At 60.7% G+C, this 18,927-nt stretch carries 12 protein-coding genes; all 12 read right to left on the bottom strand.

The window, feature by feature from the left end; translation table 11 throughout:
* Positions 1–55 precede the first annotated feature (55 nt).
* Positions 56–1,954 (bottom strand): asparagine synthase (glutamine-hydrolyzing), encoded by a 1,899-nt coding sequence (gene asnB / locus VHX65_12095; protein ID HEX3999284.1) that lies wholly within the window; start codon positions 1,952–1,954, stop codon positions 56–58.
* A gap of 105 nt (positions 1,955–2,059) precedes the next feature.
* The gene (locus VHX65_12090; protein ID HEX3999283.1) at positions 2,060–3,760 is read right to left on the bottom strand and encodes a carbamoyltransferase C-terminal domain-containing protein; all 1,701 of its coding nucleotides are present in this window, start codon (positions 3,758–3,760) and stop codon (positions 2,060–2,062) included.
* A 3-nt stretch (positions 3,761–3,763) separates the two neighbouring features.
* On the bottom strand, positions 3,764–5,053 hold the full coding sequence (locus VHX65_12085) for a glycosyltransferase family 4 protein (protein HEX3999282.1): 1,290 nt from the start codon (positions 5,051–5,053) through the stop codon (positions 3,764–3,766).
* 93 nt (positions 5,054–5,146) lie between these two features.
* Positions 5,147–6,517, bottom strand: a complete 1,371-nt coding sequence (locus VHX65_12080; protein ID HEX3999281.1) for an O-antigen ligase family protein — start codon at positions 6,515–6,517, stop codon at positions 5,147–5,149.
* A gap of 391 nt (positions 6,518–6,908) precedes the next feature.
* Entirely contained in the window at positions 6,909–8,000 is a 1,092-nt protein-coding gene (locus VHX65_12075) for a glycosyltransferase family A protein (protein ID HEX3999280.1), read from the bottom strand.
* Positions 7,997–9,295, bottom strand: a complete 1,299-nt coding sequence (locus tag VHX65_12070) for a glycosyltransferase family 4 protein (protein HEX3999279.1) — start codon at positions 9,293–9,295, stop codon at positions 7,997–7,999. The genes VHX65_12075 and VHX65_12070 overlap by 4 nt, the downstream gene beginning before the upstream one ends.
* A gap of 272 nt (positions 9,296–9,567) precedes the next feature.
* The gene (locus VHX65_12065) at positions 9,568–11,646 is read right to left on the bottom strand and encodes a phosphotransferase (protein ID HEX3999278.1); all 2,079 of its coding nucleotides are present in this window, start codon (positions 11,644–11,646) and stop codon (positions 9,568–9,570) included.
* 3 nt (positions 11,647–11,649) lie between these two features.
* Complete coding sequence (locus VHX65_12060; GenBank protein ID HEX3999277.1) at positions 11,650–12,384, bottom strand: transaldolase; 735 nt, start codon at positions 12,382–12,384, stop codon at positions 11,650–11,652.
* Entirely contained in the window at positions 12,377–13,150 is a 774-nt protein-coding gene (locus VHX65_12055; protein HEX3999276.1) for an NTP transferase domain-containing protein, read from the bottom strand. The genes VHX65_12060 and VHX65_12055 overlap by 8 nt, the downstream gene beginning before the upstream one ends.
* Position 13,151: 1 nt before the next feature.
* On the bottom strand, positions 13,152–14,768 hold the full coding sequence (locus VHX65_12050) for a sulfatase-like hydrolase/transferase (protein HEX3999275.1): 1,617 nt from the start codon (positions 14,766–14,768) through the stop codon (positions 13,152–13,154).
* 25 nt (positions 14,769–14,793) lie between these two features.
* Complete coding sequence (locus VHX65_12045) at positions 14,794–16,650, bottom strand: ATP-grasp domain-containing protein (protein HEX3999274.1); 1,857 nt, start codon at positions 16,648–16,650, stop codon at positions 14,794–14,796.
* A gap of 197 nt (positions 16,651–16,847) precedes the next feature.
* A complete protein-coding gene (gene asnB, locus VHX65_12040; GenBank protein HEX3999273.1) occupies positions 16,848–18,803 on the bottom strand; it encodes an asparagine synthase (glutamine-hydrolyzing) in 1,956 nt (651 codons plus the stop codon).
* Positions 18,804–18,927 lie beyond the last annotated feature (124 nt).

The following is an 18,927-nucleotide window of genomic DNA, read 5'->3' as shown; positions in this document are numbered from 1 at the left end:
CTCGCCGTTGGGCACCGGCTTCCGAGTCGATGATAAAGGTGAAGCGGCCGCTGGTTCATCGCAGGGCCGAACTGGGCACCGGCGCGCCGCCGAACGTCATGCTAGGTCGCCCGAAATGTGCCCGATGCCAAATTGCCACCATGGCCAATTGACGCAGCAACAACAGGCCACGGTCGTTGCCGGAAAAAAACTCGTCGATCAGGGCGCGCAGTTTCCGCAGATCGAACGGACCGGACGCGATCGGCTCCAACCGAGTCAACTGATCGAGCAACTCGCGGAATTCGGACTTATCTCGCATGTAACTGCGCCACGGCACGCCGAAGCCCCATTTCCGTGCTTGAAGAACTGCCGGAGGGAGTCGCGATCCGACCGATGCACGCAATAAGTGTTTCGATTTCCAGCGGGAGAGCAGCGTGTGCGTCGGCAGCGCGGCTGCCGTCTCAAGCAACCGATAATCCAGGAAAGGAACGCGGCATTCGATCGAGGCGCCCATCGTCATTCGATCGTTTCGATCCAGCAGCGAGCATAAAAACGTATGTTGATCGCTGTACATCGCCTGCCGAAACGGCTCGCGGGGATAGAGCCGCTTAGCGGCATCCAAAACGTTTTCCCGATATTCGAAGCGGCCGGTAGGTTCGAAGCCGATCGTGCGTAAATCCGCCGGCAATACGTCGCAGCTATTGAACAGAACAAAGTTGTCCAGCGGCCCCAACGCGATAAACCGGTTGAGTTTCTCGAGGCGGCCACGCAGCGGCACCACCCGCGCGATCCGCGGCAGCGCCCTCCGGGCACCAGCGATCAACCAAGGGTGCAACAACGGCTGATACCGAACGTAGCCCCCCAACAACTCGTCCGATCCCTCGCCGGACAAAAGGACCGTGACGTGCTGCTTCGCGAATTTACTAACGGCCCACAAATGAACGTCGTTGCCGTGTGCCAGTGGCTCGTCGTTTAGCCATGAAGCGTGCTCCAATTGGCTGAACAATTGTTCGGCGGAGAGGCGGCATTCATGGAACGCGAGTCCCCATCGATCGGCCACCTGCCGCGCCAGCGGTCCCTCGTCGTAGTCGGATTCCGCAAAGCGCATGGTGAAGCTGGAAACACCGGCGCCGCCGTGAACCGACAGCGAGGCGGCGACACTACTGGAATCCAGCCCGCCGCTGAGGAGCACGCCCAACGGCACATCGCTGACTCGGCGAAGCGAAACCGAATCGTCGAATGTTTGGCCGAACCAACGGATGGCGTCGGCCGGCAAATTCTCGCGAACCGCGCTCGCGCGATCGGACAAACTCCACCAGCAGCATGATTCAACCGCGCCGTTGCGCCATCGCATCCAATGCCCCGGCAATAGCCGCGATATGCCGGCCAAGGGCGTCCGGCTACCGGCGACATAGCGGAACACGAGCAATTCTTCCCAAGTCGTCGGATCGAAGCGCGGGGTCAATCCGGCCGCGAAAAGCGCCTTTTGCTCCGACGCGAAATAGAGCAATTGCTCATCCACCGCGTAATACAGCGGCTTGATGCCGAACCGGTCGCGGGCGAGAAAGAGGCTTTGATCAAGCGAGTCCCAAATGGCCAGCGCGAACATGCCGTTGAGCCGATCGAGCATGGCCGGCCCTTCTTCGGCAAATAGTGCTAAAAGCACCTCAGTGTCGGTACCCGATCGAAACGAATGGCCGCGGGATTGCAGCATCCGCCGCAGTTCGGGATGGTTGTAGACTTCGCCGTTGTAAACGATTTGATACCGGCCGTCGGAGGTGCTCATGGGCATGTGGCCGCGGTCGGAAAGATCCAGGATCGCCAAACGCCTCGATCCGAGAGCGACGTGTGCGGTCAGCCAATGGCCGGCGTCGTCGGGGCCGCGGTGGGTCATGCTGTCGCGCATGCGCAGCAAGCCGGCCTCGTCGATCGGTTCCTGGGGCGCCACGCCGACAACTCCACAAATCCCGCACATTTTAGTGTTTCAACCGCCTTTGCTCGTTTGACAACAAATAAAGAACCGCTTCGCGAGCCGCTTGACCGTCTCACCCTTCGGAGGATTCTCGTTCGTTAGAAAACCCTATTTTTTTCGCACTAAATATTCGCCGACGAGCAGGTATTCCAGACCCGAATTCTTGAACACGTGCAGCGCGTCGGCGGCGGTGCGGACAATCGGCCAGCCGTGCAGATTGAAGGACGTGTTGAGAATCACGCCGCGGCCGGTGCGCTCGGCAAAGGCCTGCAAGATGGCGTGCATCGGTGGATTCTGGTCGGCTTCGAGAATCTGGGCCCGGCACGTCAAATCGGCATTGTGCACCGCGGCAATCATTTCGCGGAAATTGTCGCGAGTGTCGAACGTCATCATCATGTACGGACTGGTCAGCCGTTTCGGATTTTTCAGGTATTCGTCCTGCCTGGCCGCCATGACCATCGGGGCAAAGGGCATCCAGAAATCGCGCTTCTTGACCATCTGATTAATTACGCGCACGACATCTTGATTTCGCGGGTCGGCGAGGATCGAGCGATTTCCGAGGGCCCGCGCTCCAAATTCCATCGGACCGGCACAGCGGGCGATGGGCTGTCCGGCGGCGAGAATCTCGGCCGCCGTCGCCGCCATGTCGGCCGGCTGAGAGAAATGGAAACCGGAACTGCGAACCGCCGCGGCCGTGTCGACCTTGTCGAGATCGTCGCCGAGATAAAAGTGCTTTAGCGGCGGCAACCGGTCGGGCGAGAATCGCTTCGCGGCCTCGAGATAATATGCGCCGATGGAGAGTGTTTCATCGCTGCACGAAGGAAATGCTTCGAATGATTCGACACCATCCAATTCGCCGATCCGCTTGTTGGCCTTCACGTTCATGAACACACCGCCGGCCGCCAGAACGCGCCGCACGCCGGTGGCCTTGACGGCCGCGGCGGTCCACTGGCACAGCAGGTCTTCCGTGAACCGCTGCAATCCGGCGCAGATATGGTCGAACCGTTTCCCTTTCAGTTCTCGAAACAAGCTTTCCGCGAGATCGTTGGTTCGGCGAAACGTGCTGCGGCGGAATTCCAGCCGCTCCGCATCGAGATGGAGATATTTGGCGAACACCTGGGCCATTTCCGCGGCCGCATGGTCCGACGCATAGGGCGCCATCCCCATCAATTTGTATTCGTGTTCCAGCGGGACGAAACCCATTCCAAACGTGATCCACGAATACAGCGCGCCGAGCGAATTGTCCCAATGGGTGGCGGCAACCAACCGATCGTCGCCGCCTCCCATGATGCGCACCGACGCGCATAATCGGTCGCCGTCGCCATCGCAGGTGAGCACCAAGTATTTCTCGTCGGGCGAGGTCCGCAAGCCATAATACGCAGTTGCGGCGTGGGTCGTGTGGTGGTCGTGAAAGGAAAGCGGGACGCTGCCGAAATCCGCGGCTGCGAGGGCGGCCTTTAGTCGCTGCTGGCCCCAATTTGGCCGTAGCCCGATAACGAACGGCACGGCGATTCGCTGCCGAAATTGTCCCCATACCGACTTTCGCCGCCGATACGCTCGCAGCACGTCGTCTCGGCTATGGTATTTGCAGATCGCTTGGTTGCCTCCGTGGGCAATTGAAAGCTGATCCGCGGTAGCCGCCCCGACATGCCGCAAGCAAGCGACCATGGCGCGCGTCGGAGTGCCCCAATAGTTCTTTTCGCCGCGAAGCCGTTCCTCTTGAACGGCATAGATCAAGCCCGACTCATCGCCGATGCAGGCGCTGGCGTTGTGACCGGAGTGCAAACCGAGGATGAATCGCGGGGGCATGGATTAGGGACGAGGGGCCAGGGGCGAGGGACGAGGAGAGACATCAAGGGCCGCGAGCGCAGCCACTTCTTCGGCAATTCCAGCGGCAAATACTTCCACCGTCGACCGGCGGGCGGTTTCGTAACCGGCCGCGATCAGCCGCTCTCGAAGGGGCTGATCGCGTGCCAAGCGGAGTATGGCCTCCGCCAGCGCCGGAGCATCTTCTGGTGGCACCAGTAATCCGTCGACACCGTCGGTGATCGACGTGGGAATGCCGCCAACCGATGTGCCAATGACAGGGCAACCGAATGCCCGCGCTTCAACCAACACGCGCGGCGTTCCCTCGGTTCGGCTTGGCACGACCAGCACATCGGCATCCGCAAAGCATTGGAACAAGTCGGGGCCAAAATTCCGATGCCCCAAAAATCGCACGGTCCCTTTTTTCTCGAGTGCCGTCAAAGACTTCTCGAATCCGGCAGCCATTCCGCGACCCGCTTCATCGCGCCCCGCCACCACTTCCAACTCTGCATGCGGCATCGCGTCCAACACCCGGCTGAACGCATCGACGAGCAAATCGGTTCCCTTTTCGTGCCGAACGTAGCCAACGTACAGCACCCGCCACGGTGCATCGGCCGGCCGGGATCGCGACGCGCTGCCGATTTCAGGTTCGAGGATCGTCGACGAAATCACCGCCCTTCCCGGCGGTTGGCCATAATGCATTCGCAACTTTGTCCCGTTTGTCACGACGCGCACGTCGCCGCGCCGGAACAAGCCGGCTTGCAACCGATCGATGAGCCCCCCCGCGATCAGCGCCGGCGGGCGTTTCCAACCGGCGAACCGCGAGGAACGCCTCGCGAAGGCCCAAATGTCAGCACAAACCTGGTACACCCGCGGCCGCCGCGCTCCGGCGAGCGCTAGCGTCGCCGCAAACGGAAGCTGAACGATGACCACATCCGATCGTTCTTCGACCGCGCGAATAACCCGCCGGCAAGACGCGATCTTGCCGAAGCCGCGGCCGATACTAGGCAAATCGGGCAACCGCAGAACGTCGTCGGGCGACAGTTGCAGGCGATGATCCAAGAGCGGTTGCGGCTGATCGGATTGGCAAAGGGCCGCCGTCAGCCGGCCACACCACGGATAAAGCGCATCGAGCAATCGTCCCAAGCCGGCATCGGCCCAGATTCCATCGCCGGAAAAGCAGAACCGGCCGCTGATAAAGCCGACGCGGATCGCCTTCAACCGGCGACGCTCCTCGGCGGACAAAAAAGCCGGAGCCGCGAACGATTCCGCGATCGAACGCGCGTCCGAAGGCAAGTTCGCCGGGGTGTCAATGTTCGGCGCAACAGCTATGCGGTTTTTCACCAAATTGCGGCGCGATAATAAACCAGGGCGAAGCCGCACAAGCAATTACGATCGAGCCGCGCTTGCCGGCAGTATTCGCCCTATCGCGGGACCGAATGTCGCCGACTTCTTCAATGTTTCCAATTCGACCATGCACAAACCGATCGCCAATCCCAGACCCATGCAAAAGCCCGGATTGTATAGAATTTCTTGGCTGAACGCGCCGCGGACCGCCCATAACACAACCATCATCCGCAGTAACCAACGGGCATCGAAGAAATCCGCGGCGCTTTCGCGGGATCGCTTGTTCGGCGACCTCCAAAACCACAATGTCCAGGCGACATACAGTAAAACACCCATCGCGATAAAACCCGATCCGCCGATGACGTGGGCGAAGACATTGTGGGTTTCGACGCCGTTCCCGGGATTCACGTCTGGATATAGGCGGTGCGCCAACATTACCGGCAAGACTTGTGGCGAGACGCCGCGAATCGGATTCTCCAAGCCGATAATCAACGCTGTTTCAAACAGATGAATCCGTAGCGTGTCCGATTCCGTTCCTTGTACGGTCTGCTCATAGCGGTGCTCGAACACTTCGGCCCCTTTGTAGGCCAGGCCGGCCACCACCGCCGCGATCAGGCATATCAGCAGAACTGCTCCTTGCGATTTCTTTCCGAGCCGAAGCCTGGGGCTGAACACCAAATAGAAACCCATCATCAGAACGATCAGCGCGAGTCCCACATATCCCGATCGATTGGCTCCGGCGACGATCGCGATTGCGGCTGCCAAGGAACACACCAGGCCGACCGGAATGGCAAGCTTTCGGAAAGAAACCTTCTTCCAATCGACGCGCACCGCAATGAAAATCGCCAGCAGCACGGCCGGCAGGGCATACAGCGAATAGGAATTCTTGTTCGCGACTTCGATGATGTTTTCTTGTTCTTCTTCAAGGCCGCGAAAGGCGAGCAATCCAATCGCCAGGGCGAGCCCGGTCGAGCCAAGAACGAAATCCGCGCGGCTCGATACGAGCACCGCCACCGTGATCACCACGGCGACTCCCGCGGCGAGCTTGGTGGCGTCCTCGAACGGGGACACTCGCTGGATGCTCGGTCCGACCAGCGAAATCGCGTAAAGAGCCCAAAAGAGCATGAGTCCGACAAGCGCCCTTGTCGGAAATCTGGCCATTCGCAGCGCCGTGATGGGAATCGCCACGGCTAGCGGAAACAGGAACGGCTGCAGGCGCAAATTAAACACAGGAAGACGGAACGCCCGCACGCCGGAGAGAAAAATCGTCAGCCCGATCAAGAACAGCCAAACCCCACCGAGGGTGACCCGATTTGCCTGTTTTTGGCGCAATGCGTTGGCACGCTCGGCCATCGCCGTAAGCCACTGTCGATTCGGCTGTGCAAATTGGTTCGAACTCATCGAGACTGCCAACGGAAACCTCTGCTATCGAAAATACCGCGCCAAAGTATGTTCAAATCGTCTAACCCCGACGGCTTCAGCCGCACGTACCGCGAGAGGCCGATGATACTATTCTAAGTCGCGGAGTTGCTGAGGGTAGTGCGTGATCGCGGTCCGATTACCGTTTTCAGGTTCGCCGCTGCATACCGGATCGGAGGAATCGCCTGAAAGCGGACAGTAGAGCTGACTTCAAGGCCGGCTAGCCGCCGAACGAACCGCATGGTCCGCGGTTTCCTTCCGCCCCGACGGGGAAGCCGGACAGAGAGCCGCCTGTTTCGTGGCCGAGAAGCCGTGATCTGCGCGAATCGGCGCGCCGATCGGGAGCATCGCCTCCCGCAGTCGAAACTGAACCCCATGTCGGCAATCAACGGTACGATCCAGTCAATTCCCAGGCGTTCTCAGCCTTTGCACGGCTTTCGCGTGTGCGATAGCGGTAGGCGGCCCGGGCAGCCGCCTGCCCGAACGGCCCGAGGGCGAGCAATAGTCTAAGCACTCGAACATATCGATTCTTGGCGGTGTGTTGTGGATACACGGCCTTGCCGTAGTGGTAAATGCGCCGCGCCAGTCGGCGCTGACCGCGGCCGAGGGTAGCCAAGCCGTGGCGCCCGATATCGTATTCGATAAACGCGCGCTCGACTTCGGCTCGCTGCAAGCCGATCTCCTGGAGGAGCCGGCCATCGATTTCGAACGTCGATACATATTCATCGACAAGATATTTCAGTGCTCCGCTGCCGGCTTGTAGCGAAGCCTGATTCGACGAATGCCATCGGTAGGCCGACAGCGAGCGGTCGATGAAAAACGCCATGTCGGCTTTCGACAGCAGCTTCCAGTGGAACCATTTGTCGGGATTCAATTGCCGCCCGCCGCCGTAGCCTTCCACCGCCTCGTAAAGCGACCGTGGATAAATCGTCGCGGCGAATTGAAACGGATTCTGCATCGTCAAAAGGCAGCGACGGAGCAGTTCGCGGCCGGCGACGCGGTACACCGGCCCACCCGCGATCGTGTCGAGCTCCGGCGCACGGTCCGATTCATTCCATACCGAATTCGCCGGCAAGCCGATGCGCCCGATCGGCCGATCGTCGGAATCGATGACGTCGACCGCGGCGCTGGCGACGGCCGTCATGCCCGCCGGCCCCAGCGATTCAAAAAACGCGCGATACGTTGCCAGTGTGCCGGGCCTCAGCAAATCGTCGGACGAAAGCAGCATCATCCGATCGCCCCCAGCCATTCGGCCGACGCGGTCTAGATTGCCGGCGAAACCGACGTTGCAGGCGTTGATCTGCGAGCGAATTCGTGGGTCGTTGAAGCTATGCACGACGTCCATCGAATGATCCGTGCTGGCGTTGTCCGAGACCAGCACTTCGAAATCCGCCTCGGTCTGGTCCAGCACGCTTTGGATCGTGCGGCCGAGGTATTTCTCGTAATTGTAATTCGGAATGCAGACCGAAAACTTCATGGTCGATCCACGCTTTGCCTAGTTGCGGTCAGCAGCCCGACGGGGCTATGCATGGCTTGCGCATAGGCTGCAAGCATTCCCTCGGTACACGCGCGGAGCGAATAATTCGCCTCGACCCGTGCTCGACCTGAAGCACCGAATCGCGCGCACAGTGCCGAATTATCCAGCAAGCGGCGGAGCGCGGCGGCCATTGCCGCTACGTCATTCGGCGGCCCCAACAATCCCGTTTCTTCGTGGACGACGATCTCCGCCGCGCCGCCGCCGCGAACGCTGACAACCGGGATGCCCGCCGCCATCGCTTCCACCATCACGCGTCCGAACGATTCTTGCTCCGACGGCTGCACAAGGATATCGATTCCCTGCATGATATCGGCCGGTTCGGCGATGTGCCCGGGCCAGCGGAACCGCTGATCGATCCCCAGCCCGCCTACCGCGTGATGCACTGCGTTGGCATAGGCATCTTTGCGGCTTGGATCGCTCGTCGAAGGATCATCGCCATAGATGCGAAACTCGACATCATCCACGTCGCGCAATTGAGCGGCTGCACGAACGAACAGCAGATGATTTTTCGAACGGGAACTCAACGCGGCCACCATGGCGACCACCCGTGGCCCGCCGCGCGACGCCGTTTTCCGCGGCGCGAACCGGCTGATATCGATCCCGTTGGGCACCACGCGAAGCAATCCCTGCGGCAGTAGTTCGGCGAGCCGGGCCCCGGTTGCTTGCGAATTCGCCACGACGACCGATGCATGCCGCGCCAAACGCTCGCCCAGCGCCTTTCCCTCGCGGTTGAATCGGCAAATCCCGCCCGGACCGACCAATTCGCGAACGTGCCAAACGTGCGGCAATTTCAGCCGAGCTGCGGTCCAACCTCCTTCGCCCGTGACAATCGTATTGCTGTGGATCAAGTCGGCCTGATAACGCTCGGCCGCTTCCACGACCGCCCGCGTCGAAGCCATCCGCCAGCCGGTCTTCACGAGTTGCCGCATTTCGATCAAGGGGCGTTTCCATCGGGCCGCGCGGATTTTCTTGTTCATCCAATACAGCGGCGTGAAGAGGACTCGACCGGCGACACAGTCGCGGAGCCGCTCCCGCTCCGATTCACTCCCCATCGCATGACATACCACGCTCGATTGAATTCCGCGCTCGGCGAGCGAGTGGATCAAGTCTTGCGTGCTCATCGCCGCGCCCCCGCCAGCGGAATTCATCACGTGCAGAACCATTCGCGGCAACTCGACCGCGGCTGTCGTATCGGACGGCGCCAACTGCAAGCTCGGGTGTTCGAGGGCGACCATTCGACTAAAGCTCAGCCGAAAAATAACTTCTCCACAGCGCGGCGGAGCCGCAACCAAAGTAGCCGGCATACTCCGTATGCCGTCTGCGCTGCTCTGCGTGCGATGTGCCGCGGTGTGCCGCGGTGTGCCGCGGTGTGCCGCGATGTGCCGCGATGTGCCGCGATGTGCCGCGGTGTGCCGCGGTGTGCCGACGGCACACGGAATGTGCCTACTTCAATAAAGACGCTTTCGCCGCTGCTTACAAAGCATTCGTGGGTTAGGTTCGGCCAAGGCTAAAGCTGCTCGAATGCCGTGTTCATCCATTCCGTTGCCATGCACATTGCATACAACGCTTGTTCTTCACTGACGCGCAAGCGGAAGGGGATCATGCGAATCAGATGCAGCGCCATGTAAAACAGCCCCTTGGCGTAGGCTTGGTCTTCCGAGGCATGGAGGATCTGCGACCAATGGCGCACGCACAGATCCTTCACCGCCGGATCCGGCGGAGGAAAATCGCGCTTCAAGACGATATTCGAATCGTCGGCAAATTCGCATAGCGGGGCGTCGCTGTGTGCCCAGAATTCGTATCGGCCGACGAGCGATTGAAAAATCTTTCCCATGTCGAGTTCGGCAGCGTCCAAAAAGTCGCCGCCATCGGCATCGATCACTCGGAAGTCGCCCTGGTGGTAGAGCACGTTTTCGAACGTCAAATCGCCGTGGACGGCCGACAGCCATCTCGGCGCCAACGACCGAGCGACGCGCGAACTCGAAGCCGTCGAGAGCAACGCTCGCAACCCTGGCCGACTGCGACCGTTAATGCATACTCGCTCGGCGTTCACCAATCTCGCGAGCGCGGGATACGACTGCACGCCGTCGAGCTTCGGAAAAATCTTGCGGGCAAAATGGGCCAGCAACCAGTCTTCGCCCATACAACTGGTCGACGTTTTCACGGCATAGATTCGGTCTTGCAAGAACGTCATCAGCCGGCCGAGTGCTTCGCCCAGCTCGGCGCTATCGAGTTGCGATACGGGCCGATGCCTGGGCAGATATTCCATGTCGTAGTAGTATTCCAGCGAATTATCGTGTTCGCCGTAGAGCGCCGGGACGATGTTGCCGTATTGCGCAAGCCGTTCCATCGTGCGGTATTGGTTTCGCAGCTTCGCATAGCCGAGCGTGAGCTGATCGCGCTTGAGAACCCGCTTGCGAACGAACAGTTTCTCGTCGTCTTCCACCAGCACGGTGTCGGCGAGCGATGCCCCGTGGAAGCGCTTGAGAACCGTGGGCGTCATGGAAGGGATCACGATGTGCTGAATCCCCTCGTTGCGCGACACTTCATACGCCACGGTTTGCGGAACCAGGATTGCCGACGGCTTGCGGTCGTTGATCGAATAGCGAGGCCCGCTCGGAAGGCCCAGGATCAATCGATGGTAGGCCACTCCCGCCTCGCGCAGGCTTTGCTCCAGCGGCGCCTGATCGGATGGCGGGCGTGCGGTGGTGAGTACGACGAGATAACCTGCATCGACCCATTCGGCAAGTTTTTCCCTGCTGCCCGGCAGAATCACGAGAGGTTGATCGTATCGCGGCGACGCTTCATGCTCGATGACGGTGCCGTCCAGATCGCAAAAAATCGAGCCGACAAATTGATCGCGCCGGGCCCTGGCTTGGAGCAATCCGCGCGTGTCGCCGAAGAATTCGGCACGCGCGATCGGCACGCCGATCACCTTGCTGCCGGCGGCGATCAGTTCTTGAATCGCAGTCGAGAGATAGGCAAACCGCCGCTGGCAGACGATTTCGGCGATTGCTTCGACGTGTGCGAAGTAATAGCAACCGACGACGCCGACGAAATCGCCTTTCGCCGCCGGCAATTGCTTCTCGGCAATCGCCGCCACCTGGCCATTCGGTCCGCAAGCCGCCACGCTCCAAGCCCGCAGATTTTCTCCGCGGAGGCTCCAGGTGGGGAAGCCGCATTCGATGCCGGCCCCTTCCGCGATTCGGCCGAATAGCGGATCGACATTCAGCGAATGATCGCAATCGCACACGATCGCGGGGCCAGCAATCCGTCCGCGCGCCACGGCTTCGGCCAGCGTCATGGCCGGCCCCTCGGTCGGATGCGCTAGCACGATTACATCATGCGGCCACATCGAGAAAAGCTCATGCAGCCGGGCCGCGACGCCGTAATCGCGATCGTGCTCTTCCAGCACGACAAACACCAACCGCCGCACGCTCGACTTCCATTTCTCGAACGGCCGCACGGCCGCCTCGATCAGAGTTTCCTTGTCGAGGGTGAGAAAGGGCTTGAATTTGAACCCTTCGTGCGCGGATTGCCCCGCCATCGGGAAGATCAGCGTCAGCGGCGATGCGAGCGTCGGCATGATCTAAAGATTGAAACCTGAAGCCACGGCATCCTTGCGAAACATCTTCACCGTGTCCAAGGAAAACTCCGTCAGATCCTTCCCCAGCGAATTCAGTTTCTCCAACATCGGGATCGGCACCGTGACGATCTGGCAACCGACCTCGGCCGCGGTCACGACGTTGAACACTTCTCGCACGCTGGCCCACAACAGCTGCACATGCTCTTGCGCCGCAAACCGCTGCAAGGCATGCCGCAAGATCGGAGCCGGATCGATCCCGGCGTCGGCGATGCGGCCCGCGAAAACCGACACCACACCGGGCGTGCCGCTTGGAAAGCAATCGACGAGGCTATCGATTTGTTCCGGCGTGAACACCGCGGTAACGTTTACCTTGACACCTTCCCGCGATAGCGCACGGATCAGTTCGTTCGTCGGTTGCCGCAGCGTGTTCGTGATTGGAATCTTGACATACACGCTCTTTCCCCAGGCGGCCAGCTTGAGGGCTTGCCGTTGCATGCCCGCCAGGTCGTCGTCGAACACTTCGAACGACACCGGCAATTCGCCGGTCGACTCGAGTAGCGAACGAGCGAACGTCTCATAGTCGCGGATGCCCGCCTGAGCCATCAGCGTCGGATTCGTCGTGAATCCGCGAACCTTGAAGCGCTGGATCAGCGAAGGAATCTGATCGAGCACGGCGCCGTCGGCGTAGACGTGGATATGTTCGTGGATATTCGTATGAATTGGCGGGTTGCTAGCCATCGGCATTCTCACGCGGTTCGGCGCGTTCGTCGCCGGCAGCAGGCGTGCGAAGCCGCAAAGAATTCTGCAATCGCGAGGGATCGCCAAAGAACTCGGCTTCCTCGATGCGCACGGCCGCGACCGTGCGGTTCTCCGCGATCAATTCGCCGATCACATCCGAGATGTTTACGAGCGACCGTCGGGCACATTGATCGGCAATTTGCTCAATGTGGCGAAAGCAATAGCAGCCGACGACTCCCAGCGGTTCGCCCTTTCCTTCGGGAAATCGCTTTTCGGCGATCGCCGTGACCGAGCCGTCCGGCTCCACGCTGGCGATACTCCATGCCTGCGGGTTTTCGCCCGTCAGATCCCAAACCGGGATGGCAGCCTCCGCTTCGGCCGATGGTGAATCGATCCATGCAAACAGAGGATCCACGTTGACCGAATGGTCGCAATCGCAAACGATGGCCGGCCCGACGGCATGCGCTCCTGCGACGCCCCGGACCAACGTTTCGGCCGGACCGCGCGTCGGATCTTGCAGCACGACCGTCGCGATCGGCAGACCCTGAAACATGTTCGTCAGCCGGGCCGTTACGTGGTGGGCAATATCTTGTTCCTCGAGGAAAACAAAGATGAGCCGTTCGACGGCCGATGCCCACTTGCGGAATGGCCGCACCGCCGCCTCGATGAATGTTTCCTGACCGATCGGCAAGAACGGCTTGAACACGTGGCCGAAGCGAGCCCCTCGGCCGGCCATTGGAAAGAAAACGGTTGCACGATGCGTCATTTTAACCACCATGCGCCGCATTGACGATCGGACAGGCCTTCGCCACCTGGCTGCGCAAATAACCGCTGATATCGAGCATCGTTAGCGAACCGCCGCGGGCGACGGATTCGCTGGTTTGCTGGCATGCCCCGAGATCTTCGTCCGTGTTGAAAATGAAGCAAGGGACGAATTCCTTCAGCCCGTCCCAATGCGCCCGGAATTCCGGACCGATCGCCGGATCGGCAGCATGATCGGAGTAGATCACCACGGTCGCTAACTTCAGCGAACCGACATAATCGCGGAGCCGATGATCCAGCCACCGCATGTTGTTGAGATAGTGCTGGGCCATCGATTGAGGTTTGGCAAACAGCTCCTGTTCGGATGACGGCAGCATCGTGTAGGGGGTGTGCGTCGTGAGCGTGATGATGAAGTGGCAAATGCGTTCCTCGTCGCCCGCGTCTTGCAGGCGCCGAGCGGAAAGATCGAGCACATCGCGATCGTCGACGCCCCAGCTTTGCGCCCGCAGGCCATCGCGAAATACCATTTCCTCGCGAAAATGCATTTCGGCCAAGCCCATCTTCTCGAATGCGTCGCGCCGATTGTAAAAATTGCCGGTGTTGCCGTGAAATGCGGCGGTGCGATAGCCATACTGCGAGAGGAACTGTGGCAGCGTGTTTTCGTAAGGATAGTTCGGAATATTGTAGGTGATGATGCGGGTGGAAGGCATGACGCCGCTGAGCATGACGAAATCGGCATCGGCCGAGCCGATATGCCGCGCTCCCGCAACGCGGTAGAAGAGCGACTGCTGCTGCAAGCGATTCAAGAACGGCGTCACTTCCTGCCCGCCGATCTCGAATCCCAGAACGTTGAAATCGAGGCTTTCCACTTGGATAATGATCAGCCGATTGTGGACCGTTATCGGCGATTCGACCGGCGACAAATGATCCTGGCGGATCTCGCGTTGGCGCAGGGCGCCAGTCAAAACCTCATGACGCCCCAGATAATAAAACTCGGCCAGCCACGTGATGAAATAGCCGCGAATCAGGCTCACGCGGCCAAAGCCGCGGGTCGTGCGGATTTTTTCCAAAGGGTCCATCCAACTTGCGACGACGGCAATCGCAAGGTATCCCACGAGCGCCAGCAATCCGACGCCTTTCACCCACCATCCGCTGATCCCGGATTCTGCCGGCATCGTGAGCAGAAGCGCCGCCTTGACGAGTAGGATCGTGGCCAAGATCCATGTCAGACGCGTGCGCCGCACGCCAAACGTGTAACCTCCGGCGATCACGCCTTCGCGCCAATTATGGAATAGCGATAGCGCGGAAAGCGGACGCAAAAAGTATTGATAATGACTAATCAATCCCCAGTGAACGAGGAACACGATCACCGATATTCCCAGCAGCCACCATCTTGGCAGAAATGTCGAAACCACGAAGATGAAACAGATATTCAGAGCAAGCCGGATCCGCGGCGACCAGCGGACAAACCGTTCGCTGCTGTCTTGGGCCGAAATCAACGTCTTCTTCTGAACACAGTACAATTCCCCTGCCCACAAACCGACAAACGCCAACATGCTCAACAGCCAATGCAAGGTCGCGGCGGTCGAAACGACGTGGATTTGGGAAAGCAAGCGAAGCATTAGTTCGTCAATCGATCGGCAGATTCTAGAAGCCAGAGGAAACCGCCGCACAATCAGTTGCCGCCCCGCGAGCGTCGGCCGTCGCGTTCGGCCGCGCAACCTGCGACGGAGCGATCCCCGATCCGTCTTCCAGCCGGCCGTCGGCAAGCCGCGCGGCGGCGGAATCCAACACCGCCGCGATCCGGCGATACACCACTCGAAAGCGGGCAAGTGATCCGCCGAACGGATCCGGAACCTCGACGGGCCCGTCGTCCGCCAATAGGGCGAAACGATGCAACTTCCCGCGGGCCGCCGGAAACCGGCGGCGAATTTCTTGATGCACCGATTCATCGAAACTGAAAATCAGATCCGAGCGGCCAACGCTTTCTTCGTTCAACACATCCGCTCGATGACGGGACAGATCGACCCCCTGCTCGCTCGCGGCGAGGATGGCCGGCTCGGGACTCGGGCGGTTCGGCCGGGGATACAGACCACTCGAGCGAACAGCGACCGCCGCCGGCAACACGCGGCGCGCGTAGTGTTCCGCGAACGGACTACGGCAGATATTGCCTAAGCAGACAAACAGCACCGATTCGGCCCGTTCGAGCGCGGCCCGAGTTTTGGCGGTCGCGCGCTGTCGGACGGCAGGAATGCCGAGTGCCGCGCAGGCGGCTCGCGCCATCGCACGCCGAGCAAACTTCGCCGAATTCACGCGAACAAACTGTCCCAATTCGACCAGGCCCGGCCAAGGATCGTCGCACACCAAGGTGTCCGACCGCTCGCGAAGCAAAAGCACGTGGCTCAATTCTCGCAGCGTTTGGGCCAATGGCACCGTCATCAACGTCGGATCGGTGCGGTTGGCGCGGAGATTGTCGTGCGCCCAATACAAATCGGCGGTCAGGTTTCGGCAATAAAGACCGGTGCGATAGTGCCGGGGAAAATGTCGCTCACCGTCCACGAGCATCCGGTAGAGGTAGTATGGAAAATCGCAACCGGCTGCGACCGCCAACGGCAGCGATCCCCAGAATCGCGCATTGGTCTCCACGAATCGCCACTCGCGCGTGTCGCGATTCACCAAGAACTCGACCATCAAGACGCCGGTGTAATTCAGCCGGGCGACCAAACGCCGCGTCGCTTCCAGCAACTCGGGCGACATCGCCGCGCTCTTGCGATAGGTGCTCGCACCACCACGCGGCGGTAGATGGACGCGCTCATGTTGAAATTCCGCCAACACCTCACCGTGACAGGCCAACACCTCGACGCCGACGCCCGTGCCCACGAAGCACTCTTGCACCAGAACGGGGCCATGCGCCAGCAACCGCCGGGCGCCGCCTTCCAACTCTTCATCGTTGTAGGCCTTCACCACGGCTCGCCGCTGCGAAAGATCGGCATCGTCGAAGCTCGATAGCGGTTTGAGCACGACCGGCCACGCATATTCAGCACCAAGCCGGCGACACTCCGCCAGATCTGCTGCCATTGCGCCTCGCGGGACGAACATTCCGATCGAGCGAGCGAGATCCGCGCTTTTCCGCTTGTCAAACAGCACGCCGAACGCATGATCGTCCAACAGGTAGATCGAACCGGCCGCCGCGAAATCGCCGCGATCCCGCTGCAACGGACGCATCGACTGTTCGTTGGTCGGAATCACCAAATCGAATTGCTCGCGACGCAGCAGTTCCAAAAGAGCCGGCTTCCATCCACCGCTCGCATCTGGGAACGGCAGGGCGTGCCAAGCGGACACATATCGCGACCGCGATGCCGGGCACCGCGGCGCACACCATGCCGTATGCACTTCGATCCGCTTGCGCCCAAGCGATCGAATGACGGATAGGAAATAGGTCATCCCGTCGCCCAGAACCAGCACTTTGCCATGGGCTTTGCGGCTCGCCGCAGAGGCCCGCATGCATGCGGCCGGGGCGAGCCCGCGAGGCTGCGACAACGCCGAAACTGGATCAAGACTAGTCGTCGTTCGGTCCATTAAGTCATTCTAATCGGCCGGGCTGATGCCTCGCGTGGCGTTTCCGCCAGCCGCGCAAAACTCGGGTTGAGTTGCTTCGCGCTCAGCCGTCAGCACCGGCATATGCGGCACCATGCTCACCATCATCGGCTTGCCACCGGCGCCCGCACCGGAACATCGAGCGTCGCCCGGCACCACAATTCGAGCAGCATCAGCGTCCACAAACGAGGATAGAGGTTGGCTGAGATCGCCTCGGCCCCGTGCATCATCGGGGCGACCGCTGCCGGATCCACCAATCCACGGCGAGCGATGGCGGCGTGACTGCAAGTGTCCATCAGTAGCGGACGAAGGTCGTTGCGCATCCAATGGACCATCGGCAATGCAAAGCCTCGCTTCGGACGCTGCGCTATATCCAGCGGCAAGACATCGCGCAACGCGTGGATCAACACCCGCTTCGCTCCGCTATGCGAATAATGGCCGTCCAAGCCGCCATCGTAGCGGAGCTTGTAGTCGTTTTGGCAACTTCGGGCGAAATCGACCACCTCGACGTCAACGTACGGCGTCCGCAACTCGAGCGAATGCGACATGCTCATGGCGTCGGCGTCGCGGAGCAACTGGCTTCCCATATAGAAATGGAAATCCAACAAACAGGCCAGGCCGATAGGCCCCTCCCGGCCGTAATCGGAGCGCAACTCGGTCAATGCGTCAACGAACTCGTGAACTTGTTCGGAATTGTCTTCCGGCTGGCCGATCATGCGGCGTGCTTGATCGTAGCGAAACACCGAATGGGCATGCAGCCAAGTCGATAGCGACGACCGACGCATGGCGAGGTTGTACGCCCGCTGGCGAATCTTTCCTTCGGGAAGCAAATCGGTGAGCATTGCCGCCACCGTGCCGGCGAAGGCTTTGGCGCGGCCGAACGGGTGCACGGCGTAGTAGGCCATGCGACGTGTGACAGGATAGCCGGAAAACCATTCGTCGCCGCCGATGCCCGAAAGCACGGCCTTCACATCGCCGGCTGCTGCCCGCGAGATCAGCCACGTGTTCAAACCGTCGGAGCTCGGCTGGTCCATCGCGCTGGCGAACGCCGGCAAAACGTCGGGCATTTCGCTGCCGCGCACTTCGACCACCGTGTTGCGGCAATCGAAGCGGGCGGCCGTTTCGATTGCGTACTCCGATTCGTCGCGCTGTGGAGCGTCGGGATAGGCAAGCGTGTAGGTCCGCAACTCGGAAACATGCTTGCGCATCAGGCCGACGATTCCCGTGGAATCGACGCCGCCGCTCAGGAAGGCGCCGACCGGCGCGTCGGCAAAGGCGTGCAACGCGATGCTCTCTTCCAAAATGCCGCGCAGGCGGCTAGCCGCCTCGTCGAGCGTTTCCGCGCGGGGACGGTAAGGCGGTGGATGCCAGAATCGCCGCCGACGGACCTCCTCTCCAGGCGAATACCGTTCCAACCAGCCGGCTTCCAGCATTCGCACGCCGGAGATAATCGTCCGCGGCTGTGCGACGAATCCGCAGGCGAGAAAATCGCTCAGCCCGTCCGGGTCAACACGCCGCGGTACAATGCCTCCGGCCAACAAGCCGCGCACCTCGGACGCGAACGCGATGGCATGCGGATCATCGCTCATCGCGGCGATATAGAGCGGCTTGATCCCCAAGGGACCTCGCACTAGCGTGAGCATCGGCAACGCGCCGGCCGACGAGGAGCGCCAATCGAACACCGCAATCGCGAACATACCGCGCAAGCGCTCGACGAAGTTGTCGTTGTCCTCCAGGTAGAGTTGAAGGATCACTTCCGTGTCGGTTCCGGTGTGGAACTCGACTCCGGAGCGGAGAAGACGATCGCGTTCGGAGCGGAAGTTGTAAATCTCGCCATTGAACAGCACCGCAACGCGGCGGTTGGCCGACCAAATCGGCTGCATGCCGCGTGGAGAGAGATCGACCAGGGCAAGGCGCACCATTCCCGCGGCCCCCCCTTCGAACGCAAGCGTGCCTCGGCCGTCGGGGCCGCGATATTGCATCGCATCGAGCATCGCGCCCACGGCCGGTTCGGCATCGAAGCCGGGGCGGCAGTTCCAGATGCCGGCTATTCCGCACATGCGGTCAGGATTTCCATGCGAGTAATTCGGTCAGTCATTCATTCGCCGCGAGATCGATGGGAGATCAGCGGATGCCGTGCCCACCGCCTTGGTCGGGCAAGTGGATCGCTCGGGGAACATGCCC

The organism is Pirellulales bacterium, from assembly GCA_036267355.1.
Taxonomy (GTDB): Bacteria; Planctomycetota; Planctomycetia; order Pirellulales; family DATAWG01; genus DATAWG01.
Note: the sequence above shows the minus strand (reverse complement) of the source record. Positions and strands in the feature narration are given on the sequence as shown.

What these genes read in the sequence shown, in the direction of transcription:
- asnB (HEX3999273.1), bottom strand. Translation starts at nt 18,803, where the DNA reads ATGTGCGGAATAGCCGGCATCTGGAACTGCCGCCCCGGCTTCGATGCC.
- VHX65_12090 (HEX3999283.1), bottom strand. Translation starts at nt 3,760, where the DNA reads ATGCCCCCGCGATTCATCCTCGGTTTGCACTCCGGTCACAACGCCAGC.
- VHX65_12065 (HEX3999278.1), bottom strand. Translation starts at nt 11,646, where the DNA reads ATGCCGACGCTCGCATCGCCGCTGACGCTGATCTTCCCGATGGCGGGG.
- VHX65_12070 (HEX3999279.1), bottom strand. Translation starts at nt 9,295, where the DNA reads ATGGTCGCCCTCGAACACCCGAGCTTGCAGTTGGCGCCGTCCGATACG.
- VHX65_12045 (HEX3999274.1), bottom strand. Translation starts at nt 16,650, where the DNA reads ATGCGGGCCTCTGCGGCGAGCCGCAAAGCCCATGGCAAAGTGCTGGTT.
- VHX65_12060 (HEX3999277.1), bottom strand. Translation starts at nt 12,384, where the DNA reads ATGGCTAGCAACCCGCCAATTCATACGAATATCCACGAACATATCCAC.
- asnB (HEX3999284.1), bottom strand. Translation starts at nt 1,954, where the DNA reads ATGTGCGGGATTTGTGGAGTTGTCGGCGTGGCGCCCCAGGAACCGATC.
- VHX65_12075 (HEX3999280.1), bottom strand. Translation starts at nt 8,000, where the DNA reads ATGAAGTTTTCGGTCTGCATTCCGAATTACAATTACGAGAAATACCTC.
- VHX65_12050 (HEX3999275.1), bottom strand. Translation starts at nt 14,768, where the DNA reads ATGCTTCGCTTGCTTTCCCAAATCCACGTCGTTTCGACCGCCGCGACC.
- VHX65_12055 (HEX3999276.1), bottom strand. Translation starts at nt 13,150, where the DNA reads ATGACGCATCGTGCAACCGTTTTCTTTCCAATGGCCGGCCGAGGGGCT.